The sequence below is a fragment of the Terriglobales bacterium genome (genome assembly GCA_035543055.1).
In the GTDB taxonomy this organism is placed as follows: Bacteria; Acidobacteriota; Terriglobia; order Terriglobales; family Acidobacteriaceae; genus JAIQFD01.
This window is the reverse complement of sequence record DATKKJ010000117.1, coordinates 1-15,271: the sequence shown is the minus strand read 5'-3', so window position 1 is coordinate 15,271 and position 15,271 is coordinate 1. Positions and strand designations below refer to the sequence as shown.

The 15,271-nt window shown below is 64.4% G+C and carries 17 protein-coding genes; 8 read left to right on the top strand and 9 right to left on the bottom strand.

Going from position 1 to position 15,271, the window contains the following annotated elements; genetic code table 11:
- Positions 1–11 precede the first annotated feature (11 nt).
- Positions 12–524: a GNAT family N-acetyltransferase gene (locus tag VMS96_08500; protein ID HVP43461.1), complete on the bottom strand. Its 513-nt coding sequence runs from the start codon at positions 522–524 to the stop codon at positions 12–14.
- Positions 525–617: 93 nt separating this feature from the next.
- Between VMS96_08500 and VMS96_08495 the strand changes: the two genes are divergently transcribed.
- Complete coding sequence (locus VMS96_08495; GenBank protein ID HVP43460.1) at positions 618–1,388, top strand: thiazole synthase; 771 nt, start codon at positions 618–620, stop codon at positions 1,386–1,388.
- 49 nt (positions 1,389–1,437) lie between these two features.
- Positions 1,438–1,662, top strand: a complete 225-nt coding sequence (locus VMS96_08490) for a hypothetical protein (GenBank protein ID HVP43459.1) — start codon at positions 1,438–1,440, stop codon at positions 1,660–1,662.
- Between the two features lie 29 nt (positions 1,663–1,691).
- On the opposite strand, the gene VMS96_08485 is transcribed toward VMS96_08490, so the two are convergent.
- Together VMS96_08485 and VMS96_08480 are read right to left on the bottom strand one after the other, a co-directional pair.
- Positions 1,692–2,048, bottom strand: coding sequence for a septum formation initiator family protein (locus VMS96_08485; GenBank protein HVP43458.1), 357 nt, complete (start codon positions 2,046–2,048; stop codon positions 1,692–1,694).
- 76 nt (positions 2,049–2,124) lie between these two features.
- On the bottom strand, positions 2,125–3,540 hold the full coding sequence (locus VMS96_08480; GenBank protein HVP43457.1) for a phosphoglucomutase/phosphomannomutase family protein: 1,416 nt from the start codon (positions 3,538–3,540) through the stop codon (positions 2,125–2,127).
- A gap of 102 nt (positions 3,541–3,642) precedes the next feature.
- Here VMS96_08480 and cutA point away from each other — a divergent pair, with 102 nt between their 5' ends.
- Positions 3,643–3,960, top strand: coding sequence for a divalent-cation tolerance protein CutA (gene cutA / locus VMS96_08475; protein ID HVP43456.1), 318 nt, complete (start codon positions 3,643–3,645; stop codon positions 3,958–3,960).
- Between the two features lie 23 nt (positions 3,961–3,983).
- On the opposite strand, the gene VMS96_08470 is transcribed toward cutA, so the two are convergent.
- From VMS96_08470 to VMS96_08445, 6 genes are all read right to left on the bottom strand, one after another.
- The gene (locus VMS96_08470) at positions 3,984–4,778 is read right to left on the bottom strand and encodes a methyltransferase domain-containing protein (GenBank protein ID HVP43455.1); all 795 of its coding nucleotides are present in this window, start codon (positions 4,776–4,778) and stop codon (positions 3,984–3,986) included.
- 22 nt (positions 4,779–4,800) lie between these two features.
- Positions 4,801–5,181, bottom strand: coding sequence for a metallopeptidase family protein (locus tag VMS96_08465; protein ID HVP43454.1), 381 nt, complete (start codon positions 5,179–5,181; stop codon positions 4,801–4,803).
- A 48-nt stretch (positions 5,182–5,229) separates the two neighbouring features.
- Positions 5,230–6,387: a PLP-dependent aspartate aminotransferase family protein gene (locus tag VMS96_08460; protein ID HVP43453.1), complete on the bottom strand. Its 1,158-nt coding sequence runs from the start codon at positions 6,385–6,387 to the stop codon at positions 5,230–5,232.
- A 736-nt stretch (positions 6,388–7,123) separates the two neighbouring features.
- The gene (gene cysK, locus VMS96_08455; protein ID HVP43452.1) at positions 7,124–8,071 is read right to left on the bottom strand and encodes a cysteine synthase A; all 948 of its coding nucleotides are present in this window, start codon (positions 8,069–8,071) and stop codon (positions 7,124–7,126) included.
- Between the two features lie 87 nt (positions 8,072–8,158).
- Positions 8,159–9,199, bottom strand: coding sequence for a VWA domain-containing protein (locus VMS96_08450; GenBank protein ID HVP43451.1), 1,041 nt, complete (start codon positions 9,197–9,199; stop codon positions 8,159–8,161).
- Positions 9,183–10,250, bottom strand: coding sequence for a VWA domain-containing protein (locus tag VMS96_08445; protein ID HVP43450.1), 1,068 nt, complete (start codon positions 10,248–10,250; stop codon positions 9,183–9,185). Before VMS96_08445 ends, VMS96_08450 begins: the two co-directional genes overlap by 17 nt.
- A gap of 156 nt (positions 10,251–10,406) precedes the next feature.
- Between VMS96_08445 and VMS96_08440 the strand changes: the two genes are divergently transcribed.
- The 5 genes from VMS96_08440 to rph all read left to right on the top strand — a co-directional run.
- Positions 10,407–11,696 (top strand): DUF1015 domain-containing protein, encoded by a 1,290-nt coding sequence (locus tag VMS96_08440; protein HVP43449.1) that lies wholly within the window; start codon positions 10,407–10,409, stop codon positions 11,694–11,696.
- A gap of 10 nt (positions 11,697–11,706) precedes the next feature.
- The gene (locus VMS96_08435) at positions 11,707–13,131 is read left to right on the top strand and encodes an N-acetylmuramoyl-L-alanine amidase (protein HVP43448.1); all 1,425 of its coding nucleotides are present in this window, start codon (positions 11,707–11,709) and stop codon (positions 13,129–13,131) included.
- Entirely contained in the window at positions 13,128–13,718 is a 591-nt protein-coding gene (locus VMS96_08430) for a GerMN domain-containing protein (protein HVP43447.1), read from the top strand. Before VMS96_08435 ends, VMS96_08430 begins: the two co-directional genes overlap by 4 nt.
- A complete protein-coding gene (murI, locus tag VMS96_08425) occupies positions 13,715–14,542 on the top strand; it encodes a glutamate racemase (GenBank protein HVP43446.1) in 828 nt (275 codons plus the stop codon). Before VMS96_08430 ends, murI begins: the two co-directional genes overlap by 4 nt.
- A gap of 94 nt (positions 14,543–14,636) precedes the next feature.
- A partial coding sequence (rph, locus tag VMS96_08420) for a ribonuclease PH (GenBank protein HVP43445.1) occupies positions 14,637–15,271 on the top strand: 635 nt, incomplete at its 3' end.

Sequence of the window (15,271 nt, the reverse complement as noted above, 5' to 3'; positions counted from 1 at the left end):
ACCTGCTTTGCTCAGACGCCGACCGTGTCGCTCCGTCGCTCCACCAGGATGACGTCGCGCCACTTGCCTTGGCTCTGGCCGATGCGCTCGCGGTATCCGACTTGGCGGAATCCCGCCGACTCGCACAGCTTCAGGCTGGCCTGGTTCTCGGCGAAGATGGCTCCCTGCAGGGTCCAGATGCCGTTGCTCTCGGCCTCCGCGATGCCGGCAGCCATGAGCGCGGTCCCGACGCGCTTGCCGCGCGCCCAACTGGCCACGTACACGCTCATCTCGGCCACGCCCGCGTAGCAGGAGCGGTTCGAGACCCTGCTGAGCGCGACCCAGCCGGCGATGGTGCGTCCCTGGCGGGCGACCAGGCGGGCGAAGGGCAGATGGGCGCGGTCGAACTCGTCCCAGGTCGGCGCCAGGGTCTCGAAGGTGGCGTTGCCGGTGGCGATGCCTTCCAGGTAGATGGCCGACACGTCCGGCCAGTCGCCCGACCCCATGGCGTCGATGTTGATGCGCGGAACTGGTCGTGAGGACATCTACGGAAATAATACGTGGAACTGTCGCTCTTGCAACCATTCGGCGACGGGCGGCCCGTGACCCGCGACTGCAGACCTGTTTACAATATCCACATGGACTTTTTTGTCATTGCTGGGAAGGCGTTCCGGTCGCGGCTGATCGTCGGGACCGGGAAGTACAAGAACGGGCCGGAGACGGCGCGGGCCATCGAGGCCAGCGGGGCGGAGATGGTGACCGTCGCGGTGCGGCGGGTGAACCTGGACCGCAGCAAGGAATCGCTGCTGGACTTCATCGACCCCAAACGCTACTTTCTGCTGCCCAACACCGCCGGCTGCTACACCGCCGACGAGTGCATCCGCGCCGCGCGGCTGGGGCGCGAGGTCGGGCTGTCGGACTGGGTGAAGGTCGAGGTCATCGGCGACCAGGCCACGCTCTACCCGGACGTGACGGCGACGGTCGAGGCTACGCGGGTGCTGGTGAAAGAGGGCTTTACCGTGCTGCCCTACACCTCGGACGACATCGTGGTGGCCAAGCGGCTGATCGATGCCGGCGCCAGCGCGGTGATGCCGCTGGGCGCGCCCATCGGCAGCGGCATGGGCATCCAGAACCGGGCCAACCTGCAGATCCTGCGCGAGCTGATCTCGGGCGTGCCCCTGATCGTGGACGCGGGCGTGGGCACGGCGTCGGATGCGGCCATCGCCATGGAGCTGGGCTACGACGGGGTACTGATGAATACCGGCATCGCCGCCGCCGCCGACCCCATCCTGATGGCCGAGGCGATGAAGAATGCCGTAATCAGCGGCCGCCAGGCCTACCTCGCCGGACGCATGCCCAAGAAGCTCTACGCCACTGCCAGCTCGCCGCTGGAAGGAGTGGTGCGATGAAGCAGTCGTCAGCTGTCAGTCGTCAGTCGTCTGCTGAAGAAAAGGCTGGATGAAGACCGGATACCTGGCAATCGCGTTCGCTGTGCTTCTGGCGATCGCGCTGTGGTGCTGGCACCCGGTGTGCGTGCCCATGGAACCTGAAGTAGGGAGACTGTTCGAGTCGATGACTCCCGAGCAGCGCAACGAGAGCCAGTGGGGCATCCGGACGTTTCAGAGGCGCGACGGCCAATGGTGCCAGTGCAAACCCTGGCTGGCCCGGGAAATGTTTTTCTAGGAGTTGGTAGTTAGTAGTTAGGGAACCAGCTATTTGTTTTGTGCGGCGACGGGTGGCGCCGGGCGCTGTGCGGGGGCCGGGTAGGTGTAAACCATCTCGCCGGGGCGGGCATACCGCAACTGCTCACGGGCTTCCTTCTCGATGGTCGCGGGATCGGTCTTCAGTGCGTTGATCCTCTGCGCCAGCTCGTCATTCTCCTTCTGGATCTTCTGGATGTCCTGTTCCAGCACGCGGTATTGCGCTTTCTTCTTCTGGTAGGCGAGGAAGCCGTTTGCCCCGAAGACCACGTGCAGCAGCAACAGCAGCGCCAGGGCGCCGATGCCCGCGGTGGCGAGCTTGCGCCGCACGCGATAGAACCAGTCGGCGATCCGGCGAGTGAATCCCATCTTTGTGCCGCCCCTGAAGGGGCTTTCAATTCAAGTCTCACATTGCATGGCGCAGCTGAAGCTGCGCCCCAACAAATCACGAGAAGATCCAGTCCCTGGCGGCCGGCGCGAGCTTGTTGAGGTCGCTCTCCGAGCGCGCTTCGGAATAGACGCGGACCACGGGTTCGGTGCCGCTCAGGCGGTAGCAGACCCAGGATCCGTCGTCGAGCACGAGCTTCATGCCGTCGGTGCGGACGATCTTCGCCACCCGGCGGCCGGCGAACCCGCTCGGTTCCGTCTTCAACTTGCTAGTGAACTTCTCTTTCACCTCTGGGGTCAAGCGGAAGTTTTCCCGCCGGGGGTAAAAGGAACCAACTTTGGCAAATAATTCGCGCAATTGGTCGCCGATTTGCTTCCCGCGGCGCGCCACCATCTCGCAGCAGAGCAGCCCGGCGAGCACGCCGTCCTTCTCCGGGACGTGATGGCGGATGCTGAGGCCCGCGCTCTCTTCCCCGCCGATCGCGATCTTGTCCTGCTTGATGAGCTCGCCGATGTACTTGAAGCCCACCGGGGTCTCGTGCAGCTCGACCTTGTGGTGGGCGGCGAGGGCGTTGATCATGTTGGTGGTGGAGACCGATTTGGCGACGCCATTGCGCCAGCCGCGCGTCTCCACCAGGTAGTCGAACAGCAGCGCGATGACGTAATTGGGCTGGATGAAGACGCCGTCGCCATCCACGATGCCGAAGCGGTCGGCGTCGCCATCGGTGGCCATGCCGATGCGCGCGCCCGTCTCTTTCATTTTCGCGCGGAGATCGTTGAGCAACTCGCCGTCAGGCTCGGGAGCATGCCCGCCGAAGAGCACGTCGCGCCGGTCGTGGACCACGGCGCAGTCGATGCCGGCGTCGCGGAGAATGGTGTCCGGATATCCGCGGGCCGCGCCGTAGAACGAATCGAAGGCGATCTTCAGGCCGGACTTCTTGATCAGCGGCAGGTCGATGATCTCGCGCAGGCGTGCCAGGTAGGGCGGCTGGACATCGATTTCCTCCTTTTTCACGCCGGCCGGGGGACGGGGGGGCGCGGCCAGGGCCGGATCTGCGTCGATCTCGGCGATCGCGGCTTCGATCTTCCTGGTGAACTCCGGCAGGGCGGGGGCGCCGTCGGGGGTCGAGAACTTGATACCGTTGTACTCCGGCGGATTGTGCGAGGCGGTGAAATTGATGGCGCCGTCGGTCTTGGCGCGCATGACCTCGTAGGCGATGGCCGGGGTAGGCGCCGGCTCGGAGATCACCAGCGGCGTGATGCCGTGTCCGGCCAGGATGTCCGCCGCCATGGCTACGAAGGTCTCCCCGAGAAAACGCGGGTCGCGCCCCACCACGACGCGGGCGCCCGCGGGCTTGACCGAGGCGACGTAGCGCGCGATGCCGTTGACCGCGCGCCGCACGTTGGCGAAGGTGAAATCTTCCGCCATCACGGCGCGCCAGCCGGAAGTCCCGAATTTTATTTGTGCGGGCATGGCTTTCTCTTTATGAAGCCGAGTTAGATGCAAGCGTCGGCGCGGTTAGTGATATCGTTTCACGTTTCGCGTTTCACGTTTCGCGAGAACGGATGATTGTAAATGACTGATAAGAGAATCGTGCTGACAACCACAGGCTCGAAAACCGAAGCGCAGGAGATCGGCTGGGCTCTGGTGGAGCGGAAGCTGGCGGCCTGCGTGAACGTCGTCGGACCCGTTCAGTCGGTGTATCGGTGGAAAGGCGCGGTCGAGGCCGCGGAAGAATTCCTTTGCATCGTGAAGACCACGGCGACTGCACTGGATAAGGTGACGGCGGCGATCAAGGAGCTGCACTCCTACGAGCTGCCGGAATGTGTCGTGGTGCCGGTGGAAGCCGGAAGCGAAGATTATCTGAGGTGGATTGGAGAGAATGTCTCCTAGAAAGCCAAAGCTCCTCCGCGTCCTCAGTGTCTTCCGTGGTTGGCTTTTCTTGCCGACATGTTGAGCCGCCAGTAGTCCATGACGAATGGCGGATCGTCCTGCGACGCCTTTATCGCCAACTGGTCGAGGAACCGCTGCTGCAGGACAGGGTCGGTGATCCGGTCCGTGTGTTCTCGGAGCGTGACCGTGGCCAGGTACTGCTTGAATTCTTCCGCGTCGGCCAGTCGGGCCGGCGCCGGCTCCAGCCAGATCTTGATACGTGAGAACCCCGCTCGCCGCATGTTGTCTTCGAAGGTCTCGGGCGTCTCGTAATGCGTGGTACGCCGCCAGCCGGCGAAAAACTCACGGTACTCCGGACAATCGATGATCGTTTGCGCACGCTGATGGATGACCGCCAGGTTGGGACCGCCTCCACATTGAGCCTCCAGCCATCCCCCGGGTTTCAGCACGCCGAACAACGACCGGAAGAGTTGCGCGTGGTCGGGGACCCAGTGGAACGCAGCCGTGCTGAAGACGCCATCGAACACGGCGCGGAAGGGCAGGTGCTGCAGGTCGGCCTGGACCAGGTGCACCCGGCCAGCAGTGTGCGACGCCGCCTGGCATAGCATGTTGAGCGACAGATCGACGCCGACCACCCGGCCCCGCGGCAGACGGTCCCACAGCTTCGCGGTAAGCCGGCAAGAGCCGCAACCGGCGTCGAGAACGTGCTCGTCCTCCCGCAGTGCGAGGCGTTCCAGTACCTTCATTCCCCAGGCGAACTGAGGATTGGACAAGCGGTGGTACGAATCGGCGTCCCACTCACGGGAATTCGTGGACATGTGACCAGCTTACTTCTGAGTGTTAAACGTCCTTCAGCTGTTGCTCGTCCAGCCCGAAGTAATGTCCGACCTCGTGGATGACGGTCCGCCGGATCTGTTCCCGGATCTCGCGCTCATCGCGGCAAACGGCTTCGATGTTCCGGCGGTAGAGCACGATGCGGTCAGGGCCGGTGGGCACGTCGAAGACACTCCTGTTTGTCAGCGGTACGCCGACATAGACGCCCATCAGCAACCGCTCCGGGGCTGAAGACAGTTTGCGAGGACGGCCCGCGCGACCGCGAACGCCCTGCCTTCGCGGGTGATCTTCGACCAGCACTGCGACATTGCGAAGGCGCTGGCGGAACTGCCGGGGGAGGCTATCCAACGCCTCAGCCGTGAGCTGCAGGAAGCGCGCGCGGTCCATCAGCTCTATCTTCTCACCTTGAAGCTCGGTTGGGAGCGGACGCCTGCGCTAAACCGCTTTCAGGGCCTCATCCAGGTCGGCAAGGATGTCCTCAACGTCTTCGATGCCGACAGAAATGCGGACCAGCCCATCGGTGATCCCGATCGCCTTCCGACCCTTCTCGCCCAGCGCGGCGTGGGTCATGGTGGCGGGGTGCGAGATCAGGGTCTCGACCCCGCCCAGCGATTCCCCGAGCGAGCACACCCGGACTTTGGCGAGCAATCGCTTGGCGTGCTTGAGCGAACCGCTCTCGAAGGTGATGAGCGCACCGAAGCCCGACATCTGCTTCTTGGCGAGTTCGTGCTGCGGGTGCTCGGGCAGTCCTGGATAGAAGACCTTTTCAACCTTGCGATGCCCGTTCAGGAACTGGGCCACCGCGTGGCCGTTCTTTTCGTGCTGTTCCATGCGCACGGCCAGAGTCTTCACCCCGCGCAGCACCAGGAAGCACTCGAACGGCGAGAGGATGGCCCCGGCGGATTTCTGGATGAAGCGGAAAGCCTCGGCGTGTTCCGGCCGGGTACAGACGATGACCCCGCCCAGGCCGTCGCTGTGCCCGTTCAGGAACTTCGTCGTCGAGTGAACGACCATGTCCGCGCCCAGCGCGATGGGCTGCTGGAAATAGGGCGACATGAAGGTGTTGTCCACCACTACCTGGACATTGCGACGATGGGCGATGCGGCTGATCGCGGCGATGTCGCTGATGGTCATCAGCGGGTTGGTCGGCGTCTCGACGTACACGAAGCGGGTATTGCGCTGGACGGCCCGCTCCACCGCGTTCAGGTCCGAGGTATCGACGTAGGAGAATTCCAGGCGGTAATTGGTGAGGATCTGGTTGAACAGGCGCGGCACACCGCCGTACACGTTATGCGAGCAGACCACGTGGTCGCCGGCCTTCAGCGTGGTGCAGAGCGCGTTGATCGCCGCCATGCCGCTGGCGAAAACGTGCGCCGAGCTGCCGCCCTCCAGCGAGGCAAGGTTCTGCTCCAGTCGGTCGCGCGTAGGGTTGGAGACGCGGGCGTACTCGTATCCCTGGCGCGGCTTGCCGAGCTCGTCCTGCAGATACGTGGAGGTGGCATAGATGGGGACGGCGATCGCCCCGGTCAGTGGCTCAGCCTCCTGGCCATCGTGGATCGCCCGCGTCGCGAACCCGTGCTTTGAGTGCTTCATTGATTCCCTTCTTATGACACTCTCTGTATCAGCCGCCGACTAAGGTGTTTCCCTAGTCCTTGCCTCAGAAGACGCCGGCTTCAGGACGTTTCGTGTCAGGGCACGCCTTTCGTGTCAGGGCACGCCTTTAGGCGTGCCTCCCGGCCGCCACCAACGAAACCGGCTTTAGCCGCTGGGGCGGATCATCTAACTCGTACCCGGCATGCGCGGAGCTGTACGGATATTCCTCAGATGTTTGGGCCAAATGCGCCTCGACAGGATTCAGATGAATGTATTTCCTCCGCGCAGAATATTCCTCACTATCCCGGATACGGTGGTCCGAAAAACCCTTCTCCCAGATCTCCTGCGCAATCCCGAGTTCCTTCTTGGCGCGGAATGAGAACCCACCCTTGATCAACTGGACGGCCCTCTCAACCGACAGATTCGCGTTCATTGTGAGGAGAACGTGGAAATGAGTACGCATCACGACGAACTCGTGGAGTAAGTAGCGCCCTTGGCGGCGATACGAGTAGAGGACGTCAATGAAAAGCTCGCAGGTCCGCTGGCTTTGAAAAAGCGATTTGTGCCCCCATATGCTCGAAGTCACGAAGAAGGTTCGCTCGTCACTCTGAATGCTTGCTGGATCCGAGTTTCGTGACGGTATCGACATTGCTTTGGCCCAGCGGCTAAAGCCACACGGTCCCGATCTTTATGGCACGCCTGAAGGCGTGCCCTGACACGCACATCTCGTTCTTCATCAGATCCCGCCCTCGAAGATCTTCTTCGACAGGTAACGCTCCGCCGAGTCGGGGATGATGGTGACCACGCGCTTCCCTTTTCCCAGGCGCCGCGCCACCTGGAGGGCGGCGAAGACATTCGCCCCGGAACTCGATCCCGCCAGCACACCCTCTTTCGCCGCCAGCTCCTTCACGGTGTTGAAGGCGTCGGGGTCGGAGACGGCGATGATCTGGTCGGCCAGCGAGCCGTCGAAGGTCTTGGGGATGAAGCTGGCGCCGATGCCTTCCACCTTGTGCGTCCCCTTGGGACCGCCGCCCAGCACCGAGCCTATGGTCTCCACGGCGATGGCGAGCGCCTTGGGATTGCGCTCCTTCAGGTAACGCGCCACCCCGGTGAAGGTGCCGCCGGTGCCGGCGCCGATGACCACGGCATCCACACGCCCTTCCATCTGCTCGTAGATCTCTTTGCCTGTGGTCTGGTAGTGGTAGTCGGGATTGGCTTGGTTCTCGAACTGGGCGGCCATGAAGGAACCCGGCGTCTGGGCGGCGGCCTCACGCATTCGCTGGATGGCCCCTTCCATGCCCTCGGCGTCCGGTGTGCGTGTCACCTCGGCGCCGAGGGCACGCATGATCATCACTTTTTCCTGGGAAAACTTCTCCGGCACGAACAGCACGACCTTGTAACCGCGGCTGACACCGATCAGCGCCAGCCCGATGCCGGTGTTGCCGGCTGTCGCCTCGAAGATGGTGGAGCCCTGGCGAAGCAGGCCCTGCTCCTCGGCGCGCTTGATGATGCCGATGGCCGCGCGGTCCTTGATGCTGCCGCCCGGATTCATGTACTCGAGCTTGGCGTAGAGGTCGGCGCCGTTGGATGGAGCGATGCGTTTGAGGTGAAGGATCGGGGTCTCGCCGACGATCTCGGTGATCTCTTCGGCGACCCGCAGGTGAGCAGCTTCGGCCGTTTTCATTCCCATTCAGGGTAATGGGCCACCAAGGAGATGGTCAATGACAGGAATTCTTATGGGTAGAGACGCCCGTCCGGGCGTCTCCTCTGATCAATTCGACGCGCGTTCCGGGCCGGCATAGTACCCGCTGCGGGTGCGGACCTGGAGCTTGCCATAGCCGCCGGCGTGGGCATCGACATGGACGCTGCGGTAGCCGCCGTTTTGCTGCGGGTTGGTGGGTTTGTAGCCCAGCGTGTACTGGTTGCGAAGGTCGTGCGCCACCGCGCGGCTGATGTTATCCACTTCGGTGATGTCCTTGGGGAAGAACGCCACACCGCCGGTCTGGAGCGCCAGCGCCGTGAGGGCGCGCTTGGCGCGGTGGGCTTCCCGGTCATCCCCCAGGATGCCGATGGAGTACACCGCCGGGCCGTCCTCGGCCTGGAGCTTGCGGATGGCCTGCTCCAGACTCTCGCGGCTGGCATTGTCCTCACCGTCGGTCACCACCAGGATGACTCGCTTGTCGAGCTTGGCCCCTTTCTGCAGGTGGTCAGAGGCGGCGACCAGGGCGTCGTACAACGCGGTGCCACCACGGGACTCGATGCGTTCCAGCCCTTCCCGCAGCTTGGAGATGTCGGAGGTGAAGTCCTGGTCGAGCCAGGCGTCGTCGTTGAAGTTGACGATGAAAATCTCGTCGCGGGGGTTGCTGGCCCGCACCAGGTTGAGCGCGGCCTGGTTCACCGCGGCGCGCTTGTCCCGCATGGATCCGGAATTATCGACTACGATCCCCAGCGCCACCGGGATGTCCTCCCGGCGGAAGGACGTGAGTTGCTGCGGCCGTCCGTCCTCATAGACGGTGAACGCAGCCCGGTCCAGCGTGGTGACCAGGCGTTGCTTCTGGTCCACGACCGTGCAATGGAGCTGGACCTCTTCGACCTTCTTGAAGAACTTGTAGACGCCGTTGTTGTCGACTACGTCGGGATTCGCATTTTGACCAGCCGGCGCGGCGCCACTCTGCGCAGCTGGCGGCGTCGGCAACGGTACGTGGCCGGCTGTTGGGTCGGGCTGCTGCTGGCCGAACGCGGTCTGGCCCGCGAAGCCGAACACGAGGGTAACCAGGATGACCAGGAAGAGTGCACTACTCCGAAGGCGCATAGTATCCCGTCTTGGCATAGACCGTGAGCTGGGGCAGGCCCTTGGGAGGATTCAGCTTGACCTTGATCTTCCGCCAGCGTCCGTCCCGCGCTGCATTGTTTGGACGGTATCCCAGCACATATTGGTTGCGCAGCTCGATGCCGATCTTGGTGGCCACGTCGGCGAGGTCATTGGGGTTGTCGACGGTGAACGTCCGGCCACCTGTGACCTCGGTGATCTGGCTCAGCATGGCAGGGCCGGCCGCCTCCTCGGCACTGCGCGGAACCGGGTCGTAGATGCCGATGGCGTACAGCTGGACATCAGCTTCCTTGACCAGGTTCTTGATCTCGCTGTCGGTATAGCGGCTGCGGTTGTCGCCGCCGTCGGAGATGATGAGCAGCGCCTTCTTGGGATTGTGGGCATCCTGCATCTTGGTGATGCCCATATAGATGGCGTCCAGCATAGCGGTCCGGCCTTGCGGCACGGCGAAGACCACCTTGCTCTGGATGTCCTCGACCGATTGGGTGAAGTCCGCCAGCACCTCTGGACGGTCGGAGAAGGTGATCATGAAGAACTCGTCCTGGGGGTTCGCGGTCTTGAAGAACTGGATCACGGCCTCCTTGGCCCTCTCCATCTTGCTCTTCATGCTGCCGCTCACGTCGAATACGACACCCAGCGAGATGGGTGCGTCCTCACTGGAGAAGTGCCGGATCTGCTGCTCCTGGTTGCCCTCGAAGACCTTGAAGTTCTCTTTCTCCAGCCCGGTCACCAGGCGGTTCATCGGATCGGTGATGGTCACGTTGACCAGAACCAGGTCCACGTCCACGATCAGGGGCTTGGTATGGGTCTTCAGGCTGGGATCGACTTCTCCCGCCGGCTTCTTCTCCGGCTGCTTGCGCGGCGTGACGTGCACTTCGGAGGTAGCCGATTGGGCTGCAGCCGGCAGCGCAGGGCCCAGCACCAGCGCCCCGACAAGCAACAACGCCAGCGCGGCGCTCGCCCGCACCGCGCCATGAACGCGCTTTCCCAGGGAACGATGGAACCCTGGCCCGAGGCTCCTGAAGCGGGCCATAGAATCCTCTTGTTGGATCGATGGTATCACAGCGCGAAAACCGTTCTTATGAATGACCGCGGGTGCGAGTATTGATTGTGAGATGTCTCGGGACGGCGGCCGGTTTTCCTTTTTTTCACTCCCGCTCCCCGCGCTAGAATCGTGAGTTCTCATCCCATGGCCAGAATCTTCCCCTTTCGGGCTCTGCGATTTGACCCCGGGCGCGTGCCGGTCCAGTTGGTCGTGACTCAGCCCTATGACAAGGTCACCCCGGCCATGCAGGAGCGTTACTACGCCGCCAGTCCTTACAACCTGGTGCGCATCATCCTGGGCAAGAAGGAACCCGGGGATGATGACAAAAACAACGTCTATACTCGGGCGGCCGACCATCTGCGGGCCTGGCGCGGCGAAGGCATCTTGCACCAGGACGACGCTCCCGGCCTCTACGCCTATAGCCAGGAATTCTGTCTGGACGGTCTGCGCCACACCCGGCGCGGCTTCATCGGCCTGGGGCAGATCGAGCCCTATGACTCCGGGGTGGTTTTCCGTCACGAACAGACCCTCTCCGGTCCCAAGCAAGACCGCCTGAACCTGTTGCGCTGCACCCGCGCGCACTTCGGGCAGCTCTTTATGCTTTATTCCGACCCCCAGGGCGCAGTGGAAGTCCATTTATCTCTCGATTCCCCGCCCGCCATCGAGGTTACAGACGAATACGGGGTGGTCCATCGGGTCTGGCCTGTATCGGACCCGGAGAGGGTCAGGGCGGCACAGCGGGCCATGGCCGAGAAGAAGCTGGTCATCGCCGACGGCCACCATCGTTACGAGACCGCCCTGGCCTATCGGGACGAGCGGCGGGCCCGCAGTGGGGTGGCCGACGATGAGCAGCCCTATGACCGGGTGATGATGACCTTCGTCAATATGGACGCGCCCGGGCTGGTGGTCCTGCCCACCCATCGGGTGGTACACGGGCTGGAGAATTTCCAGCCGGGCGAGATGGTGCGGGTCGCGCGTACGTTTTTCCCGGTCGAAGACATCACGTCGCGCTTCGACCCGGAGCATCCGACCGCCGCCCTGGAGCGTGCGGGCGACGGGACCGCCCTGGTCGCAGTCACCCGGGGCAACAAGTTCCTGCTGCGTGCTCCGGCGGAGGCCACCCACCCGGCCCTGGCAGGGCTCTCCCGGATGCAGGCGGAACTCGACGTCGTACGCCTGCACAAGGTGCTGCTGGAATCGGTGCTGGGACTGACCGAGCAATCCATCCGCGAGCAGAAGAACATCGAGTACCTGCGCGATCCGAAGGAGGCGGTGGCCCGGGTGGGGGCGGGCGCCAATGTCGCATTCCTGATGAGGCCGGTGCGCGTGGAGCAGGTACGGGACATCGCTTTCGCCGGCGAGGTGATGCCGCAAAAATCCACCGATTTCTATCCCAAGCTGCTGTCGGGCCTGACCATCTATGCGCTGGATTGAGCGGGCGGTTGTGGCGGCACTGCTGGCGGTGACGCTAGTGGCGACCGGGCTGCGCTCGGCCGAGGAGAAGCGGGCCACGGTGTACGCACCGCGCGTCAGCTATACCCTGCCGGTGCAGGAACATGGCAATGACGATTACGTCTCCCTGCCCCAGGCGGTTGAGCCGCTGGGAAGAGTCAGCGCCCGCGTCGACGACCATGAGTTCCGGCTGCGCTTCAACCATGTCGAATGCACCTTCCAGCCAGGCCAGACCCACGGCCGCATCGGCCGGCAGCGCATCGACCTGACGGCGCCCTTCCTCCTCGACGGGCAGCACGGACTCATCCCCCTGCATTCCCTCCCCGTACTGCTCTCCAGGCTGCTCGATAGCCGGGTGGATTTCCATACCGCCTCGCGAAGGATCTTCGTGGGTCACACCGCCACTCGCTTCACCGTCGAAGTCAAGAAGGGGGAGGGCATGGTGCTGAGCTTCTCCGAAGCGGTGAATCCCACCATCAGCACCGAACCCGGCAAGCTGCGCATGACCTTCACCCGCGAGCCGATCGTCTCCGATACCGGGACGTTCCAGTTCATGGACGAAAAGTTGACACCGGGCGCCCATTTCACCGAATCCAATGGCACAGCGGAGGTGACTGTCCAGGCGAACGCGCCGGTGATGGCGACCTTTGCCGACGGGGGAAAGACCATCCGCATCATCCCCGCTCCGCAACAAGCGGCGCAGGCGCCTCCGCCCGCGCCTCCTCCCCCGGCGGCAACACCCCAGGTTCCAGCAGCGGAGAGTGCGCCCGGAGCGCAGCTGCCGTCGCCCGGAGCGGCGGCCGGAATGGCAGCAGCAGCCGGACATCCCGCCTACCTCGTCGTGGTGGACGCCGGCCACGGTGGGGAAGAGCGTGGCGCCACGCTCAGCGACAAGCTGGTGGAGAAAGATGTGACTCTGGCCTTCGCGCGGAAACTTCGCGGCGAACTGCAAGCGCGCGGGATCAACACCCTCATGTTGCGCGATTCCGACGCGGCCGTCTCCCTGGAGCAGCGGGCCGACACGGTGAATGCCGCGCGCGCCGCCGTCTATGTGGCGCTCCATGCAGCCACTCTCGGCACCGGCGTGCGGGTGTACACCGCCATGCTGCCCGCCGCCTCCGCCCAGCAGCGATTATTCGTGCCCTGGGAGATGGCGCAGTCCGGCCACACCGTCGCCAGCAGGGCGCTCGCCAATGCCGTAGCCGAGGAGATCGGAAAGCGGGACATGCCGAGCGCGGTGGTCGCTGCTCCGGTCCGGCCGCTCAACAACCTTACCGCGGCGGCCATCGCCGTAGAGGTTTCCGTGCCCGCTTCGCAAGTGGACACGCTGAATTCCGCGAACTACCAGCAGCAGGTGGCGGGCGCGATCGCGTCCGGGATCGCCGGCGCGCGCGCGGTGGTGGAGGCGGCGAAATGATCCCCCGGCACGTACAGATCACCGCCATCGTGCTGATCGTGGCCATGTTCAGCGCCGGCTTCTACATGCTGCAACTGAAGGCCCGGGCGGAGCGCAGCGGCGCCCCGCCGCCCGACACCCGGCCGATCGCGGCCCCGGTCTCCGGCCCCAAGAAGAACGTGGTGTTGTTCATCGCATTCGACGAGGACGGGGTCATCCGCCCCCGTGAAGCCCAGGTGGCGCTCCCGGAGGAGCCGAACCTGCGGGCCCGCGAGGTCCTGCGCGCCTTGGTCGGCGCCTACCTGACCAAGCCGTCGCCGCACGCCCTGGCCCCGGGCGCGGACGTGAGGGACGTGTACCTGCTGAACGGCGGCATCGCCGTCATCGATACCACCGCCGAGTTCGCCGACGCCCACCGCTCCGGCGTCTTCGTCGAGGAACTGACCGTGGCCTCGCTCGTCCAGACCCTCGCCGCCAATGTCCCCGGCGTCACCAAGGTCAAGATCCTGGTGGATGGCAAGGAGAGGGAGACGTTAGCCGGTCATGCCGACCTCATGTCGTTCTATGATGTGAACGCCGTCAACGATCTGGTAAAGGCGATGCAGTGAGCAGACGACCAACCATCGGTGTCTTCGATTCCGGCGTGGGCGGGCTGACCGTGCTCAAGGAGCTGGTGCGCCTGGTGCCCGACGCCGACTACCTCTACTTCGGCGACACTGCCCGCCTGCCCTACGGCTCCAAGTCGCCGGAGACGGTCGCCAGGTTTGCGCTCGAGGCCGTGAGCTTCCTCCAGCAACAAGGCGCCGAGTTCATGGTCATTGCCTGCAACACCGCCAGCGCCTTGGCCCTGGAGGCGATCAAGAAGGCGGTCAAGATCCCGGTGCTGGGCGTCATCGAGCCGGGCGCCGAGCGGGCCGCGGCAGCCAGCCTGCACCGCACCGCGCTGGTCATCGGCACCGAGGCCACTATCGGCAGCCATGCCTACCAGCGCGCGCTCGCCGCCCGCGGCGTCATGGCGCTGGAGAAGGCGTGCCCGCTGTTCGTTCCCCTGATCGAGGAAGGCTGGATCGAGCACAGCGTGACCCAGACCGTGGCCCATACCTACCTCGACGAGTTCTTCCAGGACCCCAAGACCGGCCCGGACACGCTGGTGTTGGGCTGCACGCACTATCCGCTCATCAAGCAGATCCTGCGCGGGGTCGCGCCGTGGCGGGTGGAGATCGTGGACTCGGCCGAATCGACCGCCTATGCCGCGGTCAAGGAGCTGGCCAAGCTGCCGCCCATGCTGCCCACCATCAAGCCCGCCGAACAGCGCACCATGCCGCGCATGCGCTTCTTCGCCACCGACTCGGTGGAGCGCTTCCGCCGCCAGGGCGAGATGTTCATGGGCCACTCCATCGGCAACGTCCGCCACGTGGATATCGGCGCCTAGGTAACAGGAAGCAGGAAGCAGAAAGCAGGATGCAGGCGAAAAACCTGCGTCCTGCCGCCTGCCTCCTGCCTCCTTCAGTTAGAATCCCACCGTCATGGTCTACCGCTCCGACAACCGCGCCCTGGAGCAGATGCGGCCGGTGAACATCGAGCCCGACTTCATCTCCACCGCCGAGGGCTCGTGCCTGATCGAGGTCGGCAACACGCGGGTGATCTGCACCGCCTCGGTGGATGAAGCGGTGCCCTCCTGGATGCGCAACTCGGGCAAGGGCTGGATCACCGCCGAGTACGGCATGATCCCCCGCTCCACCCTGACCCGCACGCCCCGCGAAGCCGCCCGCGGACGCACCGGGGGACGCACCCACGAGATCCAGCGCCTGATCGGCCGCTCCCTGCGCACCGTGGTGGACCTCGCCCACCTGGGCGAGCGCACCATCTGGATCGACTGCGACGTCATCCAGGCCGACGGCGGCACCCGCACCGCCTCCATCACCGGGGCCTTCGTGGCCCTGGGGCTGGCGCTGGGCAAGCTGGTGGAAGCCGGCACCCTGACCTCCGCTCCCATCCGCGACTTCGTGGCCGCCACCAGCGTGGGCATCGTGGACGGCGAGATCATGCTCGACCTCAGCTATGAGGAGGACTCTCGCGCCGAGGTGGACATGAACTTCGTCATGACCGGCGGCAAGAAGTTCGTCGAGATGCAGGCCACCGCCGAGCAGAAGCCCTTCGA